The organism is Novosphingobium aromaticivorans DSM 12444, assembly GCF_000013325.1.
Taxonomy (GTDB): Bacteria; Pseudomonadota; Alphaproteobacteria; order Sphingomonadales; family Sphingomonadaceae; genus Novosphingobium; species Novosphingobium aromaticivorans.
Genome location: NC_007794.1, coordinates 3,305,251 through 3,329,795, shown reverse-complemented (window position 1 = coordinate 3,329,795; position 24,545 = coordinate 3,305,251). Strand labels below are relative to the sequence as shown.

At 64.7% G+C, this 24,545-nt stretch carries 32 protein-coding genes and 1 tRNA gene; 20 read left to right on the top strand and 13 right to left on the bottom strand.

All coding sequences use genetic code 11. From position 1 onward, the window contains the following. Positions 1-4 precede the first annotated feature (4 nt). Positions 5-871 (bottom strand): MipA/OmpV family protein, encoded by an 867-nt coding sequence (locus SARO_RS20345; RefSeq protein ID WP_011446754.1) that lies wholly within the window; start codon positions 869-871, stop codon positions 5-7. Positions 872-987: 116 nt separating this feature from the next. Here SARO_RS20345 and SARO_RS15815 point away from each other — a divergent pair, with 116 nt between their 5' ends. Both SARO_RS15815 and SARO_RS15810 read left to right on the top strand, forming a co-directional pair. Continuing rightward, positions 988-1,680 (top strand): glutathione S-transferase family protein, encoded by a 693-nt coding sequence (locus SARO_RS15815; protein ID WP_234007374.1) that lies wholly within the window; start codon positions 988-990, stop codon positions 1,678-1,680. Between the two features lie 8 nt (positions 1,681-1,688). Then, positions 1,689-2,237: a pseudouridine synthase gene (locus tag SARO_RS15810; protein ID WP_011446752.1), complete on the top strand. Its 549-nt coding sequence runs from the start codon at positions 1,689-1,691 to the stop codon at positions 2,235-2,237. Between the two features lie 12 nt (positions 2,238-2,249). Here SARO_RS15810 and SARO_RS15805 read toward each other — a convergent pair whose 3' ends face one another. From SARO_RS15805 to SARO_RS15795, 3 genes are read right to left on the bottom strand one after another with little or no spacing between them, the layout of a single operon-like run. Continuing rightward, on the bottom strand, positions 2,250-3,113 hold the full coding sequence (locus tag SARO_RS15805; protein ID WP_011446751.1) for an SGNH/GDSL hydrolase family protein: 864 nt from the start codon (positions 3,111-3,113) through the stop codon (positions 2,250-2,252). Then, positions 3,113-4,312, bottom strand: a complete 1,200-nt coding sequence (gene spt / locus SARO_RS15800; protein ID WP_011446750.1) for a serine palmitoyltransferase — start codon at positions 4,310-4,312, stop codon at positions 3,113-3,115. The genes SARO_RS15805 and spt overlap by 1 nt, the downstream gene beginning before the upstream one ends. 4 nt (positions 4,313-4,316) lie before the next feature. Next, entirely contained in the window at positions 4,317-4,556 is a 240-nt protein-coding gene (locus tag SARO_RS15795) for an acyl carrier protein (protein ID WP_011446749.1), read from the bottom strand. Between the two features lie 138 nt (positions 4,557-4,694). Between SARO_RS15795 and SARO_RS15790 the strand changes: the two genes are divergently transcribed. Next, positions 4,695-5,279: a Pycsar system effector family protein gene (locus SARO_RS15790; protein WP_011446748.1), complete on the top strand. Its 585-nt coding sequence runs from the start codon at positions 4,695-4,697 to the stop codon at positions 5,277-5,279. Positions 5,280-5,299: 20 nt separating this feature from the next. On the opposite strand, the gene SARO_RS15785 is transcribed toward SARO_RS15790, so the two are convergent. Continuing rightward, the gene (locus SARO_RS15785; RefSeq protein ID WP_041550519.1) at positions 5,300-5,662 is read right to left on the bottom strand and encodes a response regulator; all 363 of its coding nucleotides are present in this window, start codon (positions 5,660-5,662) and stop codon (positions 5,300-5,302) included. 75 nt (positions 5,663-5,737) lie between these two features. Here SARO_RS15785 and SARO_RS15780 point away from each other — a divergent pair, with 75 nt between their 5' ends. Genes SARO_RS15780 through SARO_RS15760 form a run of 5 tightly spaced genes read left to right on the top strand, consistent with a single transcriptional unit; the run spans position 5,738 to position 8,989 of the window. Next, entirely contained in the window at positions 5,738-6,013 is a 276-nt protein-coding gene (locus SARO_RS15780) for a DUF3572 family protein (RefSeq protein WP_086000193.1), read from the top strand. Beyond that, entirely contained in the window at positions 6,010-6,639 is a 630-nt protein-coding gene (locus SARO_RS15775; protein WP_011446745.1) for a hypothetical protein, read from the top strand. Before SARO_RS15780 ends, SARO_RS15775 begins: the two co-directional genes overlap by 4 nt. Continuing rightward, positions 6,636-7,103, top strand: a complete 468-nt coding sequence (locus SARO_RS15770) for a RidA family protein (protein WP_011446744.1) — start codon at positions 6,636-6,638, stop codon at positions 7,101-7,103. Before SARO_RS15775 ends, SARO_RS15770 begins: the two co-directional genes overlap by 4 nt. Continuing rightward, complete coding sequence (locus tag SARO_RS15765) at positions 7,075-7,851, top strand: glycerophosphodiester phosphodiesterase family protein (RefSeq protein ID WP_041550517.1); 777 nt, start codon at positions 7,075-7,077, stop codon at positions 7,849-7,851. The genes SARO_RS15770 and SARO_RS15765 overlap by 29 nt, the downstream gene beginning before the upstream one ends. Positions 7,852-7,858: 7 nt before the next feature. Next, complete coding sequence (locus SARO_RS15760; RefSeq protein ID WP_011446742.1) at positions 7,859-8,989, top strand: GNAT family N-acetyltransferase; 1,131 nt, start codon at positions 7,859-7,861, stop codon at positions 8,987-8,989. 10 nt (positions 8,990-8,999) lie between these two features. Here the strand turns inward: SARO_RS15760 and SARO_RS15755 are convergent, their stop codons facing one another. Then, the gene (locus SARO_RS15755; protein WP_011446741.1) at positions 9,000-9,344 is read right to left on the bottom strand and encodes a sel1 repeat family protein; all 345 of its coding nucleotides are present in this window, start codon (positions 9,342-9,344) and stop codon (positions 9,000-9,002) included. A 294-nt stretch (positions 9,345-9,638) separates the two neighbouring features. On the opposite strand from SARO_RS15755, the gene dksA reads away from it, so the two are divergent. The 4 genes from dksA to SARO_RS15735 all read left to right on the top strand — a co-directional run bounded on the left by dksA (position 9,639) and on the right by SARO_RS15735 (position 12,630). Beyond that, complete coding sequence (gene dksA, locus SARO_RS15750) at positions 9,639-10,097, top strand: RNA polymerase-binding protein DksA (protein WP_011446740.1); 459 nt, start codon at positions 9,639-9,641, stop codon at positions 10,095-10,097. Positions 10,098-10,254: 157 nt separating this feature from the next. Further along, positions 10,255-10,638 carry a PilZ domain-containing protein gene (locus SARO_RS15745; protein ID WP_011446739.1) on the top strand — a complete coding sequence of 128 codons (384 nt, stop codon included), beginning with the start codon at positions 10,255-10,257 and terminating at the stop codon, positions 10,636-10,638. Between the two features lie 46 nt (positions 10,639-10,684). After that, entirely contained in the window at positions 10,685-12,163 is a 1,479-nt protein-coding gene (locus SARO_RS15740; protein ID WP_011446738.1) for an ABC transporter substrate-binding protein, read from the top strand. Positions 12,164-12,168: 5 nt separating this feature from the next. Next, positions 12,169-12,630 (top strand): DUF4112 domain-containing protein, encoded by a 462-nt coding sequence (locus tag SARO_RS15735; RefSeq protein ID WP_407667756.1) that lies wholly within the window; start codon positions 12,169-12,171, stop codon positions 12,628-12,630. Positions 12,631-12,650: 20 nt separating this feature from the next. Here SARO_RS15735 and SARO_RS15730 read toward each other — a convergent pair whose 3' ends face one another. Beyond that, positions 12,651-12,827, bottom strand: coding sequence for a DUF1674 domain-containing protein (locus SARO_RS15730; protein ID WP_143004939.1), 177 nt, complete (start codon positions 12,825-12,827; stop codon positions 12,651-12,653). Between the two features lie 70 nt (positions 12,828-12,897). On the opposite strand from SARO_RS15730, the gene SARO_RS15725 reads away from it, so the two are divergent. Beyond that, positions 12,898-14,157 carry an RsmB/NOP family class I SAM-dependent RNA methyltransferase gene (locus SARO_RS15725; protein ID WP_011446735.1) on the top strand — a complete coding sequence of 420 codons (1,260 nt, stop codon included), beginning with the start codon at positions 12,898-12,900 and terminating at the stop codon, positions 14,155-14,157. Here SARO_RS15725 and msrA read toward each other — a convergent pair. Continuing rightward, entirely contained in the window at positions 14,154-14,690 is a 537-nt protein-coding gene (gene msrA, locus SARO_RS15720) for a peptide-methionine (S)-S-oxide reductase MsrA (RefSeq protein WP_011446734.1), read from the bottom strand. The genes SARO_RS15725 and msrA overlap by 4 nt on opposite strands. Before the next feature lie 79 nt (positions 14,691-14,769). Here msrA and SARO_RS15715 point away from each other — a divergent pair, with 79 nt between their 5' ends. From SARO_RS15715 to SARO_RS21260, 5 genes are all read left to right on the top strand, one after another. After that, positions 14,770-15,624 (top strand): class I SAM-dependent methyltransferase, encoded by an 855-nt coding sequence (locus SARO_RS15715; RefSeq protein WP_011446733.1) that lies wholly within the window; start codon positions 14,770-14,772, stop codon positions 15,622-15,624. Positions 15,625-15,676: 52 nt separating this feature from the next. Continuing rightward, positions 15,677-16,525, top strand: coding sequence for an N-carbamoylputrescine amidase (aguB, locus tag SARO_RS15710; protein WP_011446732.1), 849 nt, complete (start codon positions 15,677-15,679; stop codon positions 16,523-16,525). Between the two features lie 59 nt (positions 16,526-16,584). Further along, positions 16,585-17,025, top strand: a complete 441-nt coding sequence (gene folK / locus SARO_RS15705) for a 2-amino-4-hydroxy-6-hydroxymethyldihydropteridine diphosphokinase (RefSeq protein ID WP_234007373.1) — start codon at positions 16,585-16,587, stop codon at positions 17,023-17,025. A gap of 35 nt (positions 17,026-17,060) precedes the next feature. Beyond that, positions 17,061-17,136, top strand: a tRNA-Lys gene (locus SARO_RS15700). A gap of 66 nt (positions 17,137-17,202) precedes the next feature. Further along, positions 17,203-17,985, top strand: coding sequence for a hypothetical protein (locus tag SARO_RS21260; RefSeq protein ID WP_011446730.1), 783 nt, complete (start codon positions 17,203-17,205; stop codon positions 17,983-17,985). Between the two features lie 57 nt (positions 17,986-18,042). Here the strand turns inward: SARO_RS21260 and SARO_RS21620 are convergent, their stop codons facing one another. Then, positions 18,043-18,174, bottom strand: coding sequence for a hypothetical protein (locus SARO_RS21620; RefSeq protein ID WP_256325477.1), 132 nt, complete (start codon positions 18,172-18,174; stop codon positions 18,043-18,045). A 10-nt stretch (positions 18,175-18,184) separates the two neighbouring features. Beyond that, a complete protein-coding gene (locus SARO_RS15690; RefSeq protein ID WP_011446729.1) occupies positions 18,185-18,571 on the bottom strand; it encodes a RidA family protein in 387 nt (128 codons plus the stop codon). Positions 18,572-18,839: 268 nt separating this feature from the next. Here SARO_RS15690 and SARO_RS15685 point away from each other — a divergent pair, with 268 nt between their 5' ends. Beyond that, the gene (locus SARO_RS15685; protein WP_041550512.1) at positions 18,840-19,979 is read left to right on the top strand and encodes a helix-turn-helix transcriptional regulator; all 1,140 of its coding nucleotides are present in this window, start codon (positions 18,840-18,842) and stop codon (positions 19,977-19,979) included. 12 nt (positions 19,980-19,991) lie between these two features. Here the strand turns inward: SARO_RS15685 and SARO_RS15680 are convergent, their stop codons facing one another. Then, positions 19,992-21,704: an N-acyl-D-amino-acid deacylase family protein gene (locus SARO_RS15680; RefSeq protein WP_011446727.1), complete on the bottom strand. Its 1,713-nt coding sequence runs from the start codon at positions 21,702-21,704 to the stop codon at positions 19,992-19,994. Next, on the bottom strand, positions 21,701-22,918 hold the full coding sequence (locus tag SARO_RS20340) for a TauD/TfdA dioxygenase family protein (protein ID WP_083760918.1): 1,218 nt from the start codon (positions 22,916-22,918) through the stop codon (positions 21,701-21,703). The genes SARO_RS15680 and SARO_RS20340 overlap by 4 nt, the downstream gene beginning before the upstream one ends. Positions 22,919-23,202: 284 nt before the next feature. On the opposite strand from SARO_RS20340, the gene SARO_RS21255 reads away from it, so the two are divergent. After that, on the top strand, positions 23,203-23,688 hold the full coding sequence (locus SARO_RS21255) for a hypothetical protein (protein ID WP_011446725.1): 486 nt from the start codon (positions 23,203-23,205) through the stop codon (positions 23,686-23,688). Between the two features lie 200 nt (positions 23,689-23,888). On the opposite strand, the gene SARO_RS15670 is transcribed toward SARO_RS21255, so the two are convergent. Continuing rightward, positions 23,889-24,536: a TetR/AcrR family transcriptional regulator gene (locus SARO_RS15670; protein ID WP_011446724.1), complete on the bottom strand. Its 648-nt coding sequence runs from the start codon at positions 24,534-24,536 to the stop codon at positions 23,889-23,891. Positions 24,537-24,545: the final 9 nt, after the last annotated feature.

Sequence of the window (24,545 nt, the reverse complement as noted above, 5' to 3'; positions counted from 1 at the left end):
CGGCCTAGAGCCCGAAGCGGAACCCGTAGCCCACGCCCACCACGAACTGGGTGCGCTGTCCCCGCTCGCGTATCAGCGAGCTTCCCGCAGGTTCGCCACCCAGCCGGTCCGCCCCGCCAAAGACCGTGACGGCCCGGCGCCGGTCGAGCGGTTGGACGATGCTCGCGCCCAGTCCATAGGACACGAGCCCGCCACCCAGGCGCGACGCGGCCAGTCCGGTACGGCTCGCCTGCACGGCATCGACGCCGAAATAGGTTTGCATGTATTCGCGGCTGGCAAAGGTCGCGCGCGGTCCTGCCGAAAGGATCGTGCGCCCGGTCCTGCCCGACCAGTTCAGCGATATGTCGCCCACTATGCCCTCGTGCCCGCCGAACCCCTGCCGCACTTCGGCCCGCGCCCGCCACTGCTGCCGTGTGCCGAAGCGCTTTTCAACGAAGGCGCCCGCCTCGCCGGCAATGCCGATGTCGCCCATGCCGCGTAGCGCATCGCTGCCACCCGCGATCTGGAACGGCGATCCGCCATCGTCCTCGTTGCGCCCGAAACGCGCCTTCAGCAGCGGCCCGGCCTTCCACCCGTTGGCATTGACCGCGTTCCAGCCCAGCCCCTCCGGCACCGAGAGGAACAGCGCGTCCTTGTAGTTCACCCGCAGGTCGGGAAAAATCGATAGCGCGGTGTCCTTCGATCCCTGCCAAGCCATGCCGTAGACCGGGGCCAGGCCGACCGTCATCGACCAGCCCTGCGGCTGCGTGGGCGGGCGTCCGGGCTGAGCGGTCTGGCCGGGAGCAGCCTGGCCGGGAGCCGACTGGCCCATCGCGGGCGCGGCCAGGGCCAGCATGCATGCGGATAGGGCGGCGGCCTTGGACAGACGCATTCTTGCTCTCCGTGTTGGTGCGGCATCCGGTGCGCCGGGTCTATGGCCCAGCCTGCCCGAACCACCTCTTGCCGCCCAGTATCGAAAAATGGCTATCGAAAAATGGCTATCGAAGAATGGTCGCGCTGGTGCCATCTGCCAAGACAGGCAGGTTGCGCCCGGCTCCCTGCCGCGCGATCCTTGCGCCGATGCTGACCCTCTATCATTGCCACAACGCCCGCTCCTTCCGCGCTTTATGGGCGATCGAGGAGATGGGCCTGCCCTATGATCTCCATGTCCTACCGTTCCCGCCGCGCAAGCGACACGAGGGCATGCACGCAATCAACCCGCTCGGCACGATCCCGGTCCTTTACGATGGCGATGCGATGCTGACCGAGAGCGTTGCCATCCCGCATTACCTCGCGACGCGGTACGGTCCCACCGATCTCGCCGTCGCGCCTGATGAACCGGGCTACGCCGCCTATCTCAACTTTCTCGTGATGGGCGAGGCGACGCTGACCTTTCCGCAGACGATCCACCTGCGCTACGCGGTTTTCGCGCGGGGCGACGAGCGCCGCCCCGAAATTGCGCGGGATTACGCCGAATGGTTCGGCTCGCGCCTGCGCAATGCCGAAACCCTGATGGGCGCGGACTATGCTGCCGCCGGTCGCTTCACCATGGCCGACATTTCGGTCGGGTACGCGATAATGCTCGCTCTCTCGGTCGGACTGGACGAATTCGTGTCCGGTGCCATGCGCGCCTATTTCGCGCGCCTCGGGCAACGGCCCGCTTTCCAGCGCGCGATTGCCGCGCAGGGATCGCCGGCCTAAGCCGGGGCATGGCCCTCATCCTGTTCAACAAGCCCTATGGCGTGCTCTGCCAGTTCACCGACGAACGCACCGGTCCGCCCCGGCCGACGCTTGCGGACCATATCCACCGTCCCGGCGTCTATCCGGCCGGCCGCCTCGACCATGACAGCGAGGGTCTCCTCCTCCTCACCGACGATGGCCGCCTCCAGGCCCGTATCGCGGACCCGCGCCACAAGATGCCCAAGACCTACCTCGCGCAGGTCGAAGGCGTACCCGACGAAGCCGCGCTTGCTTCCTTGCGCAAGGGCGTGCGCCTCAAGGACGGCATGACGCTTCCGGCCGAAGCCGCGCTGATCGAAGATCCGGCGCTTTGGCCGCGCGATCCGCCGATCCGCGTGCGCAAGACCGTGCCCGACAGTTGGCTGCGCCTGACCATCCGCGAAGGCCGCAACCGCCAGGTCCGGCGCATGACCGCCGCCGTGGGCCATCCCACGCTGCGCTTGGTCCGCTGGCAGGTCGGCGACTGGTCGCTCGATGGCTTGCGGCCTGGCGAATGGCGCGAAGTCGAGGTCCGCTGATGCGGCGGCGGCCTATCGCCGCGATCTGACAGCCGGAGTTTCACCCTGTCCGGCAAGGCCTTCGGCTTGCGCGATCGCCGCCTTGGCGATCGGCTCCATCACCGCATAGCCCTTTGCATTCGGGTGGATTCCATCGGGCGCAAGGTCCCGGTCGATCCCGCCCTCCGCATTGGCCAGGGCGGCATGGTAGTCCGCGAAGACCGCGCCCCGCTGCGCGGCGAAATCCTTGAGCCATGCGTTCAGCGCGACTACCTGCGCCGCAGGCGAAAGCTGCGGCTTCCACGGGAATTTCGCTGCCGGAAGCACGCTGCCCAGAACCACCGCGATCCCGTTGGCCCGTGCCAGGTCGACCATCGCCGCCACGTGGTTGGTGTACATTTCCGGGCTGCTCGGCCCGGTATTGCCGGCAATGTCGTTGGTGCCGATCATGATGTGCACGACCCGCGGCTTCAGGCGGACCACGTCCTGATAAAACCGAACGAGGATCTGCGGACTGGTCTGCCCGCTGATCCCGCGCCCGATCGCGCCGTCCACGAACAGGGTCGGGGCAAGGCCGACCCAGTTTTCGGTGATCGAATCGCCGATGAACACCACGCGCGGTGCCTGTGCGATCTGCTTGTCCGCATCGGCATAACGGCATTCCCATGCCCAGTCGTATCGCCGGACGTAGGGATGGGCAAAGAACAGGCCGCGCTGGTCGGGCAGGCATGGCTGCTCCGCCATGCCCTCGGCTGGCGGTACCGCGGCAGGCGGCTCTGGGGCGGGCGGCGCGGCGGCAGGCGGCGCGGCAGGTGCCGCCCGGTTCTGCGCCATCGCCGGTGTGCCTGCCGCCGCCAGCGTCGCAAGCGCCAGCGCTCCCGCCATTGCCTTGCGCATCAGATGATGCCCACGGCCTTTCCGGCGCGCTCGAACATGCCGATGATCGTCTGCACCTGTTCGGCTGTGTGCTCGGCACACAGCGAGCAGCGCAGTAGCGTCATGCCCGCAGGCGTCGCGGGCGGCCGCGCGAGGTTCACGTAGAGTCCCTCGTGCAGCAGTGCTTCCCACATCGCCGCGCCGCGTTCCAGGTCGGGCATGATGACCGAGATGATCGCGCTCTGCGGCTCGGTCGTGCCAAGCTGGAAGCCCTTGTCGCGCAGGCCCTTGTGCAGCGTCTTCGAGTTCTCCCACAGGTGCGCGCGCTTGTTCCCTGCGTGCATGAGCTTGCGGATCGAAGTCGCGGCGGTGTGGACCACGCTCGGCGGAAGCGAGGCGGTGAAGACATAGGGGCGGCAGACGAGGCGCAGGATCTCGAACTTCGGGTGGTTCGAGACACAGAAGCCGCCGACCGTGCCGACCGATTTCGAGAACGTGCCGATCACGAAGTCGACCTGGTCGAGAACGCCCTGTTCTTCGGCCACGCCGCGCCCGTTGGGGCCGATGAAGCCCATCGAATGCGCCTCGTCGACCAGCACCATCGCGCCGTGTTCCTTGGCGATGCGGATCATTTCCTTGAGCGGGGCGATGTCCCCCAGCATCGAATAGACGCCTTCAAGCACCACCAGCTTGCCCGCGCCTTCCGGCACGCGCTTCAGGCGCTTTTCCATCGCCTCGATATCGTTGTGCTTGAACGGCACCACTTCGGCGTCGCCCATCTTGCAGCCGTCCCAGATCGACGCGTGGCTGTCGATGTCGAGGATGATGTAGTCGCCCTTGCCGGCGATCGTGCTGATGATGCCCAGGTTCGCCTGGTATCCGGTGGAGAACACCATGGCATGATCCATGCCATAGAACTCCTTGAGCGCCTCTTCGCAGGCCTTGTGGCCGGCATAGGTGCCGTTCAGCACGCGGCTGCCGGTGGTGCCCGAACCGAAGTCGTCCAGCGCCTGCTTGCCCGCCGCGATCACGTCGGGGTCGAAAGTCATGCCCATGTAGTTGTAGGTGCCGAGCAGGATCGTCTCGCGACCGTTGCACACCGCCACGGTCGGGCTGATCACCCGCTCCATCACCAGGTTGAACGGGTCTTCGACCCCGCCCGCCAGCAACGCGCGGCGCTGTTCGATCAGCGGGTCGAACTTGCTGAAAAGATCCGTCATTGGCTTATCCCTGCAGCTTCGTCACCGCATCGACGAGCTGGCCATAGTTCTCGATCTCGGCCTGCTGGTTCATGCTGATGATGATGTCGAATTCGTCCTCGATCTCGGCGACGAAGTCCATCACCGTCAGGCTGTCCCACTCGAGGTCGCCGGCGAAGGTGGTCGCGTCGGTGATCGCGACGCCCTTCTTGTTGAAGGGGGCGATCAGTTCTGCGATCTTCTCGGCGGTTGCGGCGCGGTCCATCTAATTCTTCTCCGATAGGCAGGCTGGCGCACTGCCAGATGATTGCGGCGGAAAAGCGGCCTTTGCCGCGGCTTGTCAAGCGCGCCCGCCCTGTGTCATCCCGGCTCTGCCCGAAAATCGACGACAGAGGGGGAGTTTATGGCAGAGACCGGACCGCAGCCCGAACGCCAGTTGGCCGCACCTTCCATGCCCTCGCCCTCGGGCTATTCCAACCACGCCATCCACCTCGTCCGCACCTCGCAGCAGATCAACCTCACGCTCAGCCAGATGGCCGATGCCAAGGCCTCGATCCTGATGGGTGCTACGTTCCTGGTATTCACCATCGCGGTAGGCCAGGCGAAGAACGGGACGCTGCCGCTGTCGCTTGGCGTGCTGGCGATCTTTGCTTTCATTTCAGCGATGTGCGCGGTCTTTGCGGTACTGCCCTCGGTCAGCGGGCCGGACAAGGCGAAGCTCAATGACGGCAAGCCCAACAAGCTGTTCTTCGGCTATTTCACGCACATGGACGAAGACGTCTGGACAGATTCGATCCTTGCCGAACTCCATGCCGACGAGACTGTCTTCCGCACCATGCTGCACGACATTTACCAGAACGGCCAGGTCCTGCAGCGCAAGAAATACCGTTATCTTTCATACGCCTACAAAAGCTTCATGGTCGGCCTGTGCCTGACGGTGGTCACCTTCGTCATGGAACACGCCAGCAGCGTGGCTGGCGCGATGTGAGCGGCCAGACGGTGGACCGCTCAGACCAGCGCGTTCACTGCCGCCATGAACGGCCCGATCGAAACCGGCTTGGCGAGGTAGCCTTCGGCGCCGGCGTCGCGGATCGATTCCTCGTCGCCCTTTCCGGCATAGGCGGTGACCGCCAGGATGGGGATCGCCTTCAGTTCCTCGTCTGCCTTGATCGCCTCGATCAGGTCCATTCCGGAAATGTTGGGGAGCTGGATATCCATGACCACCAGATGCGGCATGAAAAGGCGAGTCTTTTCAATCGCATCGCGCCCGTCCGCGACTGGCTCCACCTCGAACCCCTTGGCCCGCAGGAGATCGCAGAACAGCTTGCGGTTGAGGTCGTTGTCCTCGACAACCAGAATTCTTTTTGCCACTGACACGCCTGTTCCCGAACGACACCTAAACGCACCTGACGGTACACGACCGACCCTTATTGCCCGCGAAAGGCCCTGACAATCATTCGAGAGCCATCCTCCACGCCAGATGCGGCCGCACTCGCGCTGCAGGCGCTGGGCTGGGTGCTTTCCGATACCGACCGCGCCGAACGATTCCTCGGCCTGACCGGCCTCACGCCAGACGAACTGCGCGCGGGTCTCGGCGATCCGGCGGTGCTGGGCGCTGTCATCGATTTCCTCGCAAACCACGAGGCTGACCTTGTCAACGCGGCCTTCGCTCTCGACATTGCGCCCGAGGCGATCGTCGCCGCGCGAAAGGACCTGACATGAGCCGCCCCCTGATCGTCAGCGATTGTGACGAGGTGCTGCTGCACATGGTGGCCCCGTTCCGCGACTGGCTGGCCGAGAAGGAGGGTGTGACCTTCCTGATGAACAGCGCCGACTTCGGCAAGGCGCTGCGCTACGACAAGGACGGCAGCCTGGTGCCGCCGCAGGAAATCTGGAACCTCCTCAACAGGTTCTTCGACACCGAGATGCACCGCCAGCAGGCCATCGCGGGCGCCGTCGCGGGGATCAACGCGATTGCCGAGAATGCCGATGTGGTCATTCTCACCAATCTCAACGACCACCGCCGCGAAAACCGCGCGCGCCAGCTTGCCGATGTCGGCATCAAGGCCCGCGTGTTCACCAACCAGGGCCCCAAGGGTCCGGCGCTGAAAGCCATTCTCGACGAATACAATCCCAGCCGGGCATTGTTCATCGACGACCTGCCGCAGCACCACGATTCGGTTTCGCAACTGACGCCGGACGTCATCCGCCTTCACCTGTGCGGCGAGCCGCTGCTTGCACCGCACATCGACTGCGCCCACCAGGCCGGCCACGCCCACGCTCGCATCGACGAATGGGAAGCGGCGCTGCCCTGGATTCTCGAACAGATTCATGGAGAAGATTCTTGACCGACCGCGTTGAAGCAAAGCTTGCCGAACTCGGCCTGACGCTGCCCCAGGCAGCAGCTCCGGTCGCCGCCTATGTCCCCACCGTCGAGGCGGGCGGCCTGCTCCACGTTTCGGGCCAGCTTCCGTTCATCGACGGCAAGCTGGTGACCGGCCGCCTTGGCGAGGACGTCAGCCTCGAGGACGGCACGGCTGCCGCGCGGGCCTGCGGGCTGATGATCCTGGCGCAGGTCAAGGCCGCGCTCGGTTCGCTCGACCGCGTGGAGCGCGTGGTCAAGCTTGGCGCATTCATCAACTCCACCGGCGATTTCACCGACCAGCCCAAGGTCGCCAACGGCGCCTCGGAATTGATGGCGGCGGTGTTCGGAGACGCCGGCAAGCACGCGCGCAGCGCGGTCGGCGTGCCTGTGCTGCCGCTTGGCGCGGCGGTCGAAGTCGATGCTGTCCTTGCTGTTCGGGCTGCTTGACCGCCTGCTGGTCCCCGCGCCCGATGCGGCGCGGGTCGGCTGGCTGAAGGGCAGGACCTTTGCCCATCGCGGGCTTCACGGGCCCGGCGTGCCCGAAAATTCGCCCACGGCCTTTGCCCTCGCCATCGAGCGCGGCATGGGCATCGAATGCGACGTGCAGCGCACCGCCGATGGACAGGCCGTGGTCTTCCACGACTGGGAGCTTGACCGGTTGACCGGAGAAGCCGGCGCGGTGATCGACCGGCGCATCGCGGAACTGGCCGGCATCCAGCTTTCCGGCGGCACGGACTGCATTCCGACGCTGCGGCAGTTCCTGGACCAGGTGGCGGGCCGCGCGCCGGTCCTGATCGAACTCAAATCGAAGCGCAGCCTGCGCGCCGCGCCGCTGTGCCTTGCCGTGCGGCGGGCGCTTGAAGGCTATCGCGGGCAGATTGCGGTGATGAGCTTCGATCCGCGCGTCAGCCGCTGGTTCGCGCGCCATTCGCCGCACATCGTCCACGGCCTGGTGGTGACCGAAGAGGGCAAGCGCACGCTGTCCGCCACGCTCAAGCTGCATGCGTCGTTCTGGCAAGGACGGCCGCAATTCCTCGCCTGGGACGTGCGCGACCTGCCGAGCCGGTTTGTCGCGGCGCAGCGCAGGCGCGGCTTCCCCGTCCTCACCTGGACAGTGCGGTCGGCAGAACTCGCCGCGCGCGCGGCGGACTGTGCCGATGGACCTATTGCCGAAGGCGCCGGCGTCGGCGCATGATCGCGGCGTGACCCTTACAGCGCGCATCCACAAGGCCGTTTCCGAAATTCCGGCAGAGGACTGGGACCGCCTTGCCGGACCGGGCAATCCCTTCGTTTCGCACACTTTTCTGGCGTTGCTGGAAGAGTCGGGCTCGGTTGGCGGCCGCTCCGGATGGTCGCCCCTGCCGATCGTGATCGACGACGGGAATGGGCGACCGGCGGCGGCCTTGCCTGCCTATCTGAAAAGCCACAGCCAGGGCGAATACGTGTTCGACCATTCGTGGGCGGACGCCTGGCAGAGGGCGGGCGGCAGCTATTACCCCAAGCTCCAGATCTGCGCGCCGTTCACCCCGGCCACGGGGCCGCGCCTGCTGCTTGGCGACCGTCCCGACCTTGCCGGCCCGCTGCTGCGCGCCGCGGAGCAGTTGTGCGAGGGCAACGAGCTGTCCTCGGCCCACGCGACGTTCGTCGAACCGGCGCAGTTGCCGATGTTCGAGGCCGCCGGCTGGTTGCCGAGAAGCGACATCCAGTTCCACTGGGAGAATCGCGGCTATGCCAGCTTTGCCGATTTTCTCGGCGCGTTGTCTTCGGAGAAGCGCAAGAACCTGCGCAAGGAACGTGCCCGCGCCCAGGACGGGGTGGAAATCCGCCAGCTTACCGGCGCGGACATTCGCCCCGAGCATTGGGATGCCTTCTGGCTGTTCTATCAGGACACCGGCGCACGCAAGTGGGGACGCCCGTACCTGACGCGCCGCGCGTTCGACCTGATTGGCGAGCGGATGGCGGACAAGGTCCTGCTGGTGCTGGCGTTTCTCGATGGCGAGCCGGTGGCGGGGGCGCTCAACTTCATCGGCGCGCAGGCGCTTTACGGGCGATACTGGGGCGCGCTGGTCGAGAAGCCCTTCCTGCATTTCGAGCTTTGCTATTACCAGGCCATCGACGCCGCGATCCGGCTTGGGCTGGATCGGGTGGAGGCGGGTGCGCAAGGCGGCCACAAGCTGGCGCGGGGCTATGAGCCGGTCAGGACGTGGTCCGCGCACTTCATCGCGGACCCCGGATTCCGCCGGGCGGTATCTGATTTTCTGGAACGGGAGCGTGCCGGCATCGCGCAGGACCAGATGCACCTGGGCGAGCGGACTCCGTTCCGGAAGGGATAAACGGGAAGCGTCAGGCGGCGGCGCGACCGGCGCGGAGCCATTCGCGGGCGCGGCGCTGGGCCTCGGCGATTTCGCGGGCAGTCATGTCGTCCGCCACGTCGGCGCGGCACTGCGCGGCTTCGTCGTGACCGCCGACCGCGGCGAGATTGAACCACTTGTGCGCTTCGATGAGATCGCATTCCACGCCGTGGCTGCCGGTGGAATAGGCGATGCCGAGGTCGAAGAGGGCATTGCTGTCGCCGCTGGCGGCAGCGGCAAGGCAGGTCGCAACTAGAAGATCCGCCGCACTGTGCGAGTCAGCCACCACGCCGATTGCGGATTCGACTTCCACGAGCTTGATCCAGGCCTGTTCCATTTACCTTTACCCCCATCTGCAAGCCCGATCCCCCGGACTTCCTGTGTCGTGAAGGTCACCAATCTTGGTCAAGAAAAGGTTAACGCCGATATTGCGTGCGATTTCGGTTGAAACAGTTTGGGAAAAGCCGCCGCCAAGGCTCACGCTTCAGGCGTCCTTAATGCATGGTGTGTGCCTAAGCGCTTGTGCCCGCAAAGGGCCAACTCTATAGGCCCGCGACACGATGCTCGCGCGCCGAAGGGAAATAATGACGCGAGCCGGGAGGGGCGGATAGCTTGTTATGCGGAGGGCCGAATGGCTGGGGTCTTGAGTGACGAGATTGACGTTCTGGCAAAAGCGCGTCGTGCGATGCCGGGCGATTATGTTCCAAGCGACGACGAACCCTATATGAATGATGCCCAGCAGGACTATTTCCGTCGCCTGCTGCTGGAATGGAAGAAGTCGATCCTCTCGGCCGCGGCGGGCACGCTGACCGCGCTCCAGGATGGTCCGATCCGCGAACCCGACCTCAACGACCGCGCCTCGAGCGAGACCGACTGGGGCATCGAACTGCGCACACGCGATCGCCAGCGCAAGCTGATCGCCAAGATCGATTCCGCCATGCGCCGGATCGACGAAGGCGAATATGGTTACTGCGAAGTCACGGGTGAGCCCATCGGTCTGGGCCGACTGATCGCCCGGCCTATTGCCACGATGACCGTCGAGGCGCAGGAAGCCCATGAACGCAGGGAAAAAATTTCCCGGGACATGTGATTTTGCGGGCGTCTCGGCGAGGCGCCCCCAAACATGATAATCAGGTTAACGGATGCCCTTGTTAGGGGTTTTTTTACCCTGCGCCTTCAGGATGCGTGGATAAATTTCTGCCTATGTGGCGTGTGCGGGTGCACGATCGCGTATTGGGCATGAACCTATGAAGGCGGCAGGACTTTCGGTGACTGACATCGACCAGCGGCAACTTGGGCGCGACAGCCTTTTTCTCCTGGCGGAGGCACGCCTCGCCGGGGACGCGATCGAGCATCGCGTGAAGGTGCGCAATCTTTCCGCCGGCGGAATGATGGCCGAGGGTGCGATGAAGGTGGTGCGCGGGACCCGTGTAGAGGTGAACCTGCGCAACATCGGATGGGTCGACGGCGTCGTCGCCTGGATCCAGGACAACCGCTTCGGCATCGCCTTCGTCGACCAGGTCGATCCCAAGCTGGCCCGCGAACCGGTCAAGATCGGCGCCGGCACGCCGCGCTTCGTGAAGCCGGTCCTCGCCGGCAACAATGCTGCGGGTCCGCTTCGCAAGATCTGAAAAACTGGTCGCTGACCCGCGCCGGTCCATCTGCTAGGCTTCGGCGATGGCTGCACACCGCCTTGCAAGAACGGGCCCGTTTTTCCTGCTTTCGCTGGCGCTCGTTTCGTGCGGGAAGGGGCATGACGGTGCCCTGGAAGTCGCCGTCATGGGCGATGCATCGGCAATCGCGGAGAAGCGGGCAAGGCTGACGCCGGCGGCGCAGCTCATCCGTAGCGCCACCGTCGAGGGGCTTGTCGGCTTCGATGAGCAGGGCCGTGTCGTCCCCGCGCTGGCCGACCGCTGGATCGTCACCGACAATGGGCAGAGCTATATCTTCCGCCTGCGCGACGGCACCTGGCCGGACGGCAAGCGGATCGCCGCCGACACGGCCGCGACCGCGCTGCGGCGATCCATTGCCAGTCTCAAGGGAACGGCGCTTGGCCTCGACCTTGCGGCCATCGACGAAGTGCGGGTCATGGCCGACCGGGTGATAGAGATCGACCTCGCCGCGCCCGTGCCGGAATTGCTCACGCTTCTGGCGCAGCCCGAGCTGGGCCTGTTCTATTCCGGCAAGGGCATCGGTCCGATGGCGCTGGAGCCGGGCGCGGAGGGCGCGGCATCGCTGAAGCTCATCCCGCCCGAGCAGCGCGGCATGACCCGGCAGCCCGATTTCCCGCATCGCGCGCGTACGCTTTCTCTGAAGTTCACCGCGCCGGCAAAGGCGGTCGCGCTGTTCAACGACGGCTATGCGGACGTCGTGCTTGGCGGACGGGTCGACACCATACCGCTCGCCGGAAGGATCGGGCTGACTCGCGGCAACGTCCAACTCGACCCGGTGATCGGCCTGTTCGGGTTGATGATCGAACGCACTGAAGGTTTCCTGGGCGATGCCGCCAACCGCGAGGCGCTGGCGATGGCAATCGACCGCGACGCGCTTCTCGCGCGGTTCAACATCGGCGGCTGGCAACCGACGACTCGCATCGTCTCGCCGGATGTGGAGGATGATCTCGGCACCATCGGAGAGCGCTGGCAGGGGATGAGCGCGGAGCAGCGGCAGGCGCAGGCCGCCGCGCGCGTGGCGGCCTGGAAAGGGGCGGGGCGCAACCTGCCAACGCTCAACATCGCCATGCCCGACGGACCGGGGTCGAGCTTCGTGTTCGAGCAGGTGCGCGACGATCTCGCACGGGTCGGCGTTGCCGTGCGCCGCGTGCCCGAGCGGGACCGGGCCGATTTGCGGCTGGTCGATGTGGCAGCGCGCTATGGCCGGGCGACGTGGTTCCTCAACCAGCTGTCGTGCACGGTGCAGAAGGCGGTCTGCAGCCCGATCGGCGACGAGAGGGTGGCCGAGGCGCGACGGGCGGCAGACCCGCAGGCGCGTGCTGCGCTGCTCGCCGAAGCGGAGGCCGAAATCACCGCTGCCAACGGCTTCATTCCCATCGCCCGGCCCTTGCGCTGGTCGATGGTGCGCAGTGGCACGACCGGCTTTGGCCAAAGCCCGTGGGGCTGGCATCCCTTGCCGCCGCTGGCATGGCTCCCCAAGTAGGGGGCATGGACAAGACCTACGTCGCCGTACCCGTTTCCCCGACCCCGTCGTCCTCGGCCCGCCGGCCCGAACGGATGAGGCCCGAGATCCCGGGCATCGGCAACGATCCGGCATCGGTCCGCCAGCGCGTGGAAATGCTCGAGCGCGTGCTTGAGCGCAGCTTCACCATCCCGCTCATCCGCCGCGACGTCGGTCTCGACGCCGTTGCCGGCCTCGTCCCCGTGCTGGGCGACGTGCTCACGGCGGCGATGGGCGCCTATATCGTTTGGGAGGCGCGCAACCTTGGCCTGCCGAAGTGGAAGCTGTGGCGCATGGGCGCGAACGTCGCGTTCGATACGGCGCTGGGGGCGGTGCCACTGGTTGGCGACGCCTTCGACCTGTTCTTCCGCTCGAACTCGCGCAATCTCAGGATCCTGCGCAAGCATCTCGACCGGCATCACCCGAAGGCGCAGGTGGTCGAGGGCTGAAGCCGCTCGGAAGTCGCCGCTCAGAAGTCGATGGCGATGCCGTTCTTTTCCCAGTCGCCGAAGCGTGTGGGATCGAGGCCGTCCGGATCGTCGCCACGCTCGACGGCTTTCGGGGCCGGAACGGGTTCGTTGGTCCAGTGCGTGGGGCGCGTGAAGTCCGCCGGACGCCGGGTCGCGCGGGGAGTGAGCTTGTCCATGCCAGTGCAGATGGGCTTTCCCGATGCGAAGCGCAATTGCCATTTGGGGCAGCGCAGGCGATAGGCGCGCATGGCCCGTTCCAACACACCCGACGACATTCCCGGCGTCGCATCCCGCCGTGCCGCCCTTCGCCTGCTCGATGCGGTGCTGCGCCGGGGCGATCCGCTCGACCAGGCCGCGCCGCCGGTCTTGCGCGGGATCGAGCGCGGCGCCGACCGCGCCCTTGCCCTCGCAATTGCCCAGGAAGCGCTGCGCTGGATGGCCGACCTCGACGCGCTGATCGACGGCGCGACGCGGCAGATCCTGCCCGAGGACGCAAAGGCGCGCAGCGTGCTTCGCATCATGCTGGCGCAGGCGCTGCGGCTCGATATGCCGGGGCACGCGGTGGTGGCGACCGGCCTGCCGCTGCTCATGGGCGGGCCGCGCCGGCTTGCGCATGGCGTGTTCTCGGCGGTGACCAAGGGCGATGCCAGGCTGCCCGAGGCGCCCACGCTGCCGCCGGCCGTCGCGGCACGCTGGCAGGCCGCCTGGCCGGACCGCGTTGACGGCATCGCGCGCGGTCTTGCCGAACCGCCGCCGCTCGACCTTACGCTGCGAGACCCGGCCGAAACCGCGCAGTGGGCGGAGCGGCTCGGCGGCATGTCGCTTGCCCCGGGGCATGTGCGCATCGCCCGCGCTGGCGCGATCGAGGCGCTGCCGGGGTTCGCAGAGGGCGCTTGGTGGGTGCAGGACCTTGCCGCGAGCGTCCCCGCCCGTCTGCTTGGCGCGGGAGAGGGGCGCCGTGCGCTCGACCTCTGTGCCGCGCCGGGCGGGAAAACCCTGCAACTTGCTGCCGCTGGCTGGTCGGTGACCGCGCTCGACAAGTCCGCGCGCCGGGTGGAGCGCCTCGAGGACAACCTGAAGCGCAGCCAGCTCGAGGCCGAGGTGGTGGTCGCCGATGCGCTGAAGTGGCAGCCCGAGGTGAAGTTCGACGCCATTCTGCTCGATGCGCCGTGCAGCGCCACCGGGACCTGCCGCCGTCATCCCGACGTGCTGCACCGCAATCCCGGAATCGACGAGCTTGTCGCCTTGCAGAAGGCGATGCTCGAACGCGCGGCAGGCTGGCTCGCGCCGGGCGGGCGGCTGGTCTATGCGGTCTGCTCGCTCGAGCCGGAGGAAGGCGAGGCGCAGGCCGCCGCCTTCACCGGCCTCGCTCCCCTGCCGATAGGCGACGACGAACTGCCCGGGGGTTTGAAGGCGGCGGACGGCTGGTTCCGTTCCGACCCCGGGATGCTTGCCGATGCGGGCGGCATCGACGGTTTCTTCGCCGCCCGCTGGGTGAAGGGCTAGGCCTTCACCTTGTTGGCGAAGCTCTTGCGCAACTTCATCAGCTTGGGCGGGATCACCGCCAGGCAGTAGGGGTTCCGCTGGCCTTCGCCTTCCCAGTATTCCTGGTGATAGTCCTCGGCCGGATACCATGTGGCGGGGCCTTCGATCGTCGTCACGATGGGCCGCGGCCAGTCGGGCTGCGCGCGTCCAATGGCGGCTTTGGCCTCGCTGCGCTGTTCGTCGTCCAGCGGGAACAGGGCCGAGCGGTACTGGGTGCCGATGTCGTTGCCCTGGCGGTTGAGCTGGGTCGGATCGTGTGTCGCGAAAAAGATGTCGAGGATCTGGCCATACCCGATGACCTGCGGGTCGAAGGTCACGCGGATCGCTTCGGCATGGCCGGTGCTGCCGGAGCAGACCTGCTTGTAGGTCGGGCTCTCGACCGTGCCGCCGATATAGCCGCTCTCGACGTTGCTGACCCCGATCACGTCGCGAAAGACCGCTTCGGTGCACCAGAAGCATCCGCCCGCGAGGATGGCCGTTGCTTGTTCGCTCATGCGTCTTATTCTCCTTGGATCGCCCAGAGATAGGCAGGCGCCCCGCGCTTGTCATCGGTTGCCCAAGGAGAATCGCCGGATGCGTAGAGTCCTCGCCCTGCTTGCCGTTCTTGCTCTGCCGGCCACGCCGGTCGTGGCGCAGCACGCGGACCACGCCGGGCACGCGGCAGCCATCGACCCCGCGCTGGCCGCAGCCGTCGCCGATCCCCTGCGCGAGAAGGACCGCGCCCGCGACAAGTATCGCAAGCCCGACGAGACGCTTGCCTTCTTCCAGGTCGCGCCGACGATGAAGGTCGGCGAATATGCACCCGGCGGCGGATGGTACTCGCGCCTGCTCGGGCTCTATCTCGGACCCAAGGGCAAGCTCGTCGGCCTGTACTTCGATCCCACCACCGGCGCCTTCTCTGCCGAGGCGCAGAAGGGCATCCGCGAAGGCGCCGCGAAGTATCCTGCAGAAGTGGCGGCCTGGTCCGGCCAGCCAGCGGATCGCTTCGCCGCCTATCCCCTCGATGCCGTGCCGGAACGCGAAAAGGGGACGTTCGACCGCATCCTGGTGATGCGCATGATGCACAACCTGCTGCGCTGGAACATCGCCGACCACGAGATCAGGCGCATGCGTGAATTGCTCAAGCCGGACGGGATGATCGGCATCGAACAGCACCGCGCCCGGCCCGACGCGCCCTTTGCCTTCACCGATGGCTCGAAGGGCTATCTGCGCGAGGCGGATGTCATCAAGTTCATGGAAGTGAACGGCTTCTCCTTCGTCGGGCGGAGCGAGGCCAATGCCAATGCCGCCGATCCCGCCAACTGGCCCGAGGGCGTGTGGACCCTGCCGCCAAGCCTGAGCGGGGCGAAGGACGAGGCGGACAAGGCCCGGCTCCGTGCTATTGGCGAAAGCGACCGGATGACGCTGCTGTTCCGCAAGCGCCCGTGATTCGGAACGGCAACGGTTGAATTGGCAAGGCGGGGGGCCTAGTTCGGCTGCCATGACCGAGATCACCGTCGCCGCCCTGCAGCTCCCTCTCGGGGGAGGCGAAGCCGAGAACATCCCAGCCGTCGCCGCCCTGGTCGAAGAGGCCGCACGCGGCGGTGCGCAGATCGTCCTGCCGCCCGAACTGTTCGCGGGCCCCTATTTCTGCAAGGTCGAGGACGAGGGCCTGTTCGGCCTTGCCTATACTCTGGACGAGGACCCTTCGGTCCGCGAGATGCGCAAGCTGGCCAAGGCGCATGGCATCGCCATCCCGACGAGCTTCTTCGAGCGCGACGGGCACCACTACTACAACACCCTGGCGATGATCGGCACGGACGGCGAAGTCATGGGGATCTATCGCAAGAGCCACATCCCCGATGGCCCGGGCTATGAAGAGAAGTACTATTTCCGCCCTGGAAATACGGGCTTCAAGGTGTGGGACGTGTTCGGCGCGCGCATCGGCGTGGGCGTCTGCTGGGACCAGTGGTATCCGGAATGCGCGCGCGCGATGGCGCTGATGGGCGCGGAACTGCTGTTCTACCCCACCGCCATCGGGTCGGAACCCTATGACGCCGATCTCGACACCAGCCGCATGTGGCGCCGGGCAATGCTGGGCCATGCGGTGTCGAACTGCATGCCGGTGATCGCCGCCAACCGTATTGGCACGGAAGATGGCCAGAAGTTCTACGGCCACAGCTTCATCAGTGACGAATGGGGCGATTTCCTGGGCGAGTTCGGCGCCGCCGAGACCGGCGTGCTCACCGCCACGATCGACCTGGCGCGTGCGGCAAGGCACCGTGCCGGCATGGGCTTCTTCCGCGACCGCCGGCCGCAGCTCTATGCGCGCCTCGCCGAGGACAAGTGAACCGATATCTCATCGCGCTGGGATCAAATCAGCGCCACCCCCGTCATGGCCTGCCGTCCATGATCCTGCGGGCAGCGGTGGACGAACTGCGCGGTGAAGGGGTCCTTGTCGAGGCGGTCAGCCCGACGCTGCGCAGCCGCCCTCTCGGGCCGTCGCTGCGCGAGTATGCGAACGGTGCGGCCGTGATTTCCACGCATCTCGACCCGCCCGAACTTCTCGAACTCCTGCAACAGGTCGAACGTCGCTTCGGCCGGCGACGGCAAGGCCAGCGCTGGCGCTCGCGCACGCTCGACCTTGACGTGGTGCTGTGGTCGGGCGGCTTTTGGGCGGACGAGGCGCTGGTCATTCCCCACCGCGAATTCCGCAAGCGCGATTTCGTCCTCGCGCCGGCCGCGAAAATTGCCCCCGACTGGCGCGATCCCCTGACGGGTCTGACCATCCGCCATCTCGCCGCCCGCCTTGCCCGCCCCTTGACCCGCCGCCCCCCGCACCCTAGGTGACGCGCCACGCCGCGCGCACCAGCGCGAACTCGGGCGGGCCCTTAGCTCAGTCGGTAGAGCAACTGACTTTTAATCAGTAGGTCGCTGGTTCGAACCCAGCAGGGCTCACCAAAAATCAATGGTTTAGAGTTGTTATAGCTTTTGCATTTCCCGTCTAGGTAACGTGCAAGGTAACGCTTGGTCTTTTTGAACCCCTTCGACGGAGCGAGAACAAAGCTTGAAAGGGCTCGTGAGCTTTTGGTCGAGCTTTCAAGACTCGAATCGGCGTTCGTGGGAGAGAACCCGCTAACATTGGAGTTTGAGAGGCAGGACAGCGGCGACACCGTTGTTTTTGCTGTCATCAAAGCTCTGCCGCCACCTCGACTGTCAGCAGTTGTTGGCGACATACTCGGAGCTATGCGCGCCTCACTTGACATTGGCGTCTGCCAAGCCTGCATTGCGCGCGGGCAGACCGATCAGAAGTTGGTCGAAAAATCGTCGTTTCTTTTCGCAGGCAATGAGCGTGATTGGGACAATCAAGTCAAAGGTCGGATGCAAGGTGCCGATCAAGAAATCCGAAGCTTGGTGAAGAGCTTCAAACCCTGGCGGGATGGCGGGAACGGTCATCTCTATTCGCTCAGTAAGCTAGCTGCAAAAGACAAGCACCTAGATTTAGTGCCGATAGGTCTGCGCCCTAGAGAACTCACAATCGATCAGATTGCGGTAACACGCGATGATGGGCTTGGAGTTGGTATTCAGGCAGTGATGCCTCAATGGGGTCGTGTCGAGAAAGTGGAGCTTTTGCGGGTCCTCGCCCCCGGCCGGGTGGAGAGCATCGGCTCAGGACGTCTCAGTGCCCGTTTGGGATTTGCACTTAGCGCACCAGCCATGGGCGGTCAGCCAGTGGTGACTACATTGCACAATATTGGTCATTTCTGCGTTAAGGCGGTTGATGCGCTTGAAGAGCTATCTCGCAAATAGGAACTCATGGGCCTTGGCGGTTCAAAGCGCGGGCTAGTCCGGTGTCATCATTGGCGATCAGAACAACAAGCCTTGCGCCACGTTCGCGGCAAGGGTGCACGATTCAAAGCTCTTGTGGACGCGGAAATGACAAGGCGCGGCTCGCGCGTAGCGCGCCGCCCAAAGCATTGCCTTGGTGTCGGTGGTCATTGCCACGGCCTCATGCGTTCTGACTTGTTGCTACAGGTCGTGTGGCGACTGCCTTGATCTCTACCAGAGAGCCGGGATAGCCTAGGCTGGCTACCCCGATTGCCGTCCAGCAACAGGTCGCGCCGTCGAGGAAGGCCGCCTTTGCCTTCGCGAATTCTTCCATGTGTGCGGGATAGCCAACGTGGAAGCTCGTCAGGTCAACGATGTCGGACGTTGCACAGCCATTCTGCTCCAGCGTTTCGGCCAGAGCTGCGAATGCCATGTCGAACTGGCGCGACGCCGCTTCGGGAACGCTGCCATCGGCTTCCAAACCGATCTGCCCTGAGCAGAACAACAGGCCGCCGGCAGCGCGTGCCGCGCAGTACCCGAAGCTGTCAGAGGTTTCGGTGTCGAGCATTCATGTTTCCTTCCAGGTTCAGGCGCCCTTCGGTCCGAACGCCGGCACAAGGGCAGGAGCGTCTCAACGCACCCTTGCTCTAAACGCTACGTTATGTCTTGTTTAATGTCGAGGCTCACGTCGCGATGCGCCGCGAACAAAAGTGGCGGCTGCGGCGATGGTCGAGCGGCACCTACGATTCCCTGCGCTTCTGTCGTGTCGCAATGGCCAGGCTGGGCAGCACGCATACTGCTTGCCGGGCAATTTTCGGGAGACTACTCACGATCTCATGTCCGATCTTCCCCTTCTGTCCGGAAGGCCCCTGCCCGACGACGTTGAGGACCTTGCTGACCTGCTTTTCAGCGGCCTGGCCGAGCGGCCACTTTGGAGCAGCTTTCTGATCCGGATCGCCCGGAGACTGAAAGCGGATGCAGCCGCGTTTGTAATCTCTTCGCGCGGGCACAAGGCGACCGACAGCGCTGTTCTCGTTCCCGATGGTCAGGAAGCCGAGCCTTTCGCCCGGTTGATCGAGCTTGAGACTTTCGCCGACGTGGACTTCGACCGTCCGCAGATTCTTGTCGGGCGCAACGAGAATTGTCCTGCGGGCGAGCATGTCGTGCTGCGGCTGCGGTTCGATGGTGACCGATCCGTCTGGATGATCTGTTCGACCCAGGCTTCTGGTGCAGCCATGCTGGTCGCGGATTGGCAGGAGGTCCTGCTGGCGCTGCTCCCGCTGTTGCAGCGAGTTGTCCGGCTTTATCTCGCGATTGGCGAGAGCGAGCGACAGCGAAGAATTGCCGAGTACGTGCTTGAGACCAGCGGCGTGGGAGTGATCCTGGTTGACAGTGCGGGGTCTGTGGTCACGGTCAACGCGGCGGCCGAGGCGATCATGGCCCAAACACACGTATTGCATATTCATGGCGGGCAGTTGCATGCCCAGCGCCAGACCGACCAGCAGCTACTGCTTCGACACATCCGTGAAAAGTCCGAGCAGCAAAGCGCGAACGATGCCGTTCCAGGTTGTTATGCCGCATTTGCGCTGCTGCGTGACGATCATCCTCTGCCTGTCACAGTGATGGTCCGTCCAGGGCCGCCATTCGGTCCGGTATCCGCGCCACTGCGCCGGACCGCCACGGTTATCCTGCGCGACCCGGCGCGGCGGCTCGGTCTGGCCAGTCCAGATCTGGAGCAACTGTTCGGCCTCAGCCCGGCCGAAGCCCGGCTGGCCCAGTTGCTCGCTGATGGCCTCAGCACCGAAGAGGCCGCGCTGCAGTTGGGGGTCAGCCGCAACACCGTGCGTTCCCAGCTCCAGGCCGTGTTCGCGAAAACCGGAACCAACCGGCAGGGTGATCTGGTGCGCCTGTTGCTGAGTTCCGCCGCCACGCTGACCCAGCGTAGCGGGGAGGTGCCCTCGACGACCAGGAGGTGATTGCAGTCAAATTCAGGACGCGCGGATCAGACGACCGGGCAACAGACCGGTCGGCTCGTCATCGCGCAGGACAATCTCTCCCGCTAGCATTGTCAGACTATAGCCGGTCGCACGCTGGATCAGGCGGCGCCCACCGGCAGGCAGATCATGGCAAACCTGTGGCGGGCGAAGCGCCAGCTGTGCCAAATCGATCACGTTGATGTCGGCCCGCTTGCCAACGGCGAGTTCCCCGCGGTCTTCCAGTCCGATCACTCGGGCCGTTGCCTGGGTCATCCGGTGAACCATGTCAGCCACTGTCTTTCGTCCGCGCTGCCGGTCTCGCGCCCAGTGGCAAAGCGCGAATGTCGAATAGCTCGCATCGCAAATCGTGCCGACATGGGCACCGCCATCGCCCAGCCCCAGCACCACGTCCGGGTGCGACAGGATGTCGCCTACCGCATCAAGGCTCCCATCGGCATAATTGGCCATTGCAAGGTAGAGCAAGCCGCCGCTTTCGCCCTCCGTCATCACGTCGTAGGCCAGTTCCTCCGGTGTAATTCCGGCCTCCCGGGCACGACCCGCAATACTGCGTTCCGGCGGCTGCTCGTAATCCGGATCATCGCCGAGCAGGAACATGTGATCGAAATCGCGCACCGCGCGGCCCAGGACCAGAGCCGGATCCGGATCCATCGGTTCGGAAAGGATTGCAGCACGGATTTCGGGACGGCGCAGTTGCTCCAGGCGCTCCGCAAGTGGCAGTGGCGCGAGCCGCGCAAAGGTGGACGTCGTATAGAACGGGTTCAAAGTCAGCTCGAAACCCAGGATCATCCCGATTCCGCGGGGCATCAGCTGGCCCTTCATTACCAGCCCCTCGGCATTCGCCGCGGCCAGTTCGTCGAGAAGACGCGGATAGCCATAGGGCCCGGTATTGCCGGTGCCGATGGAGAAGGTCAGTGGCCGGCCGGATGTGCGGGCCAGCTCTCGCATGTTGTCCAGACTGGCGCCGGGGACATGGATATCCTCGACGATCTGGAACACGCCTTTGCCCTTGGCACGCAGGACTTCTGCAAAGGCCATCAGTTCGGCCTGAGCAGCCTGGTAGGTTGGGATTGCCGTACCGTCGCTGGAGCGGTGGAAGAGACTGCGCGACGTTGCGATCCCCAGTGCGCCCCGGTCGAGCGCCTGTTCCAGAAGGCGGCACATTTCCGCAATGTCGGTTTGCGTAGCCGGTTCGCGATCAGCTCCACGCTGCCCCATCACGTACACTCGCAGCGGTGCGTGCGGAACATAGGCGGCAACGTCGATGTCGTATGTGCGCGAAGCGAGGAAATCGAGGTAGTCGGGGAACGTTTCCCAGGTCCACGGCAGGCCTTCGGTCAAGACCGGGTGCGGGATGTCCTCCACCCCTTCCATCAGGCGGACCATGGCATCGCGGGATGCCGCATCGCGGCGGCACGGGGCGAAGCCGACCCCGCAATTGCCGATCACGGCCGTCGTCACCCCATGATACGACGACGGCGCCAGGCGGTTATCCCATGTGACCTGTCCGTCATAGTGGGTGTGAAGATCGACAAAGCCGGGCGTGACGATCTGGCCACTCGCGTTGATCTCCGTCGTGCCGCGCGACAGGTTCGGTCCGATCGCTGCGATCCGTCCTCCTGAAATCGCGACATCGGCCACGAATGGGTCGGCGCCGGTCCCATCAACCACGGTGCCCTCGCGAAGGACGATGTCGAACGCGCTCACGCCCCGGCTCCCACTTCGGCGGCTTCCGGCATGACCCTGCCCATCGCCACGTTGCCCTTGATCGTGGTGCGATGAACGACCCGGACCTGATCGACGGGATGGCCGAACGCGGCATGCATCGTGCGCCGGTTATCCCACAGCACCATGTCGTTGTTTTCCCACTCGTGGACGTACTGGAAACGAGGCTGCAACGCGTGATCGATCAAACGGCGGATCAGCGCGTCCCCTTGTTCGTCGCGCTGGCCGACGATGTACTCGATGTTCAGTGTGCTGAGGTTCAGCACCTTTCGCCCGGTTTCGGGATGAGTCCAAACCAGCGGGTTGGCGACCGGCGGGAAATCGGGATAATTGTCCTTGCGAGGTGACAAGCGCTTCCCATCCGGCCGGTTGAAGCGCATTTCCTCGAGCCCCGCACGAAACAGGTACACTGCCTCAAGGTCGGCGATCTCGTCCTTGGTGGCTTGATCCAGTTCGTCATAGGCTGCCGCAGTGTCCAGCCAGCCGGTCTGGCCGCCAGTTTCAACCTTGCGCACCATGCGCAGAAGCGCGCCGGCATTGGGTGTGGTCGTGAACGCCAGATCGGTATGCCAGGGAATCCGCTGGGTCGTGGCAACACCGGCAAAGTCATAGACCGGGCCGACAGGCCCGCCATCGTTCGTCAGCAGGATCAATTCCGGATAGCCGTCCAGCCGGAATTTCTCGATCGGGTGCGGCTCAAGTTCGCCAAAGCAGCGGCTCAGTTCCAGTTGCACTTCGGGCGATGTGCCGATGCCGCGAAACACCAGTACGCCGTGATCCAACCACACCTGCTTCAGCGCGACGGCAACGTCAGGCGCAATCGCGGCTGAAATATCCAGGCCAACAATCTCTCTGCCGAAACTGCCATCCAGCGCGCGGACCTCAAAGCCCATCACCAGCTTCCTCTCTACTTGATTGCGTTTGCAGACCTGATGTGCGCGCGTTTCGCATTCGGCACATCGTGCAAATGCATGAAAGCGCAGTAGCCGTGCGGCGCCGATCCTGACGGCGGCACTCGCCTTGGTTCTGCATGATGGCCGTGCGGCAGTGGTGGAACCGGTTCGGTTCGACGGTCCCGATCTTGGTGCGCTCCTCGATCTCCTGCAACGCGCGAAGGGTGAGAGATCTTGCCGCTGTCGAAATGCCTTAACCACCGGATCGCGATACGAGTCGCATTTATGCGACTTCGCGCCCATTAAAATAATCCAACGCTATGTAATTTTAAAATAAATTACTATAATAAAAATTATATTTTAAAATATAATATAACTATTCCTCGAAATAAATGAAGTAATTTGGCGTAAGCCCGTTACCCGTTTGACTCTGTTAACCATATGTGGGCTATTCCCTCCTGGGAAAGCTCGCGTCCGCAGACCGCTCGCCCTCCTGATCGGCTTTCGTTGCAATCGCAAATATAACGGTCGCAATTCGTGCGGGTGCCTCAGCATGGCCGATCCTTCTTACTCAGGAGGCAGGCGCTATGAAAAATATCGTGAAATTCGCACTGGCTGCTCTCTTGGCCACCGGCCAAGGCTCCGTTTTCGCTCAGAACGGCCACACCGTCTACGCCGAAAGGCACTCGAGAGATGTCTGGATTGAACGGGTGAGCGACGATCTCTCCGACAATCTGGGGTATCCAAACACGCCAACATCAGGTTTCGCGTCAGTAAGGTTTGAATGCGGCCCTGACGGAAATCCAACGAATATTGTTGTCATCAATCACAGCAACAGTCGATTTGATGCGCCGTCGGTTCGTGCAGTACATTTGCTGCGTAACCTGCATCCGCTACCGGATAATGTAGTTCGGGGGCAGGTATTCCAAGCCAATCTCATCTTTGCGACGAATGAATACGAGCTCACTCGACAAGCCCGCCTGCTTCAGCAGGCCGAAGCCACGCGTCTTGCGAGCTCACACGCTGAGCAAACCGTCTTGGTGCTCAGTTCAAGTGCCAGAGGTCCCGGCTGAAACAAGTCGGAACGCGCGAGGTCATGCCGTGCCTTTGCTCTGCGGGCGAAGGGCGGCGTGGCCTCGCGTCTCCGATTGGAATGACCCGGTCAAGGCAACCATACCGCTCGGCGGGGAAGGGGCGGTCGCTTTCAGCAGGGCCCCCGTTTGTATCCGGCAGGGCTCTCCATCTCTCTCGGAGATCGAGCATCTGGCAGGGGTCAGCCCTGGGGCTGGTCCGCGTGGCCGACCGCGGCGATGGCCTGGCGGTGCAGGGTAGCGCGGAACTGGGCGAGGATGGCCGGGTCTGCGGGGTCATATTCCCGGCCCGCGCCGAGCTGGCGGGCGTTGCAGACATAAAACAGTGCGCCGGCGGCAACGCTGTTGAGGATGTGCATGGCGGGCACTTCGCGGAAGCTGCCGTCGGCCACGCCCGAGGCGATGATGGCTTCGAAATCCGCGAGTGCGGTGCCGGAAAATTCCACCGGGTCCTCGCTGCGCGGGCCGGGGTCGGCGACAAGCCTCTGGATGATCCGCGCGGCCGTGGGTCGCTGGACGAAGAAGTCCAGCCAGGCATCGAGAATGGCGAGTAGCCGGTCGATCGGCCGCGAAGCTTCCGCCATGCGCTCCACCACGAAGGCGTGCATCGCCGCAAAGATGTCGGCTTCCACTTCGTCGTAAAGCTGCCGCTTGCCCGGGAAGTAGTAGACGATCGAGGGCCTGCGGATGCCCACCACCTGCGCCACGTCCTCAAGCCGTGCTGCGGCGTAGCCCAGGTCGGCGAACACAGTCTCGGCCGCCGTCAGGATGGCGTGGCGCGTCGCATCGCCACGGGGCTGGCGCGCTACGGGTCTTGAGGCGTTGGACAAGTTCGCTCC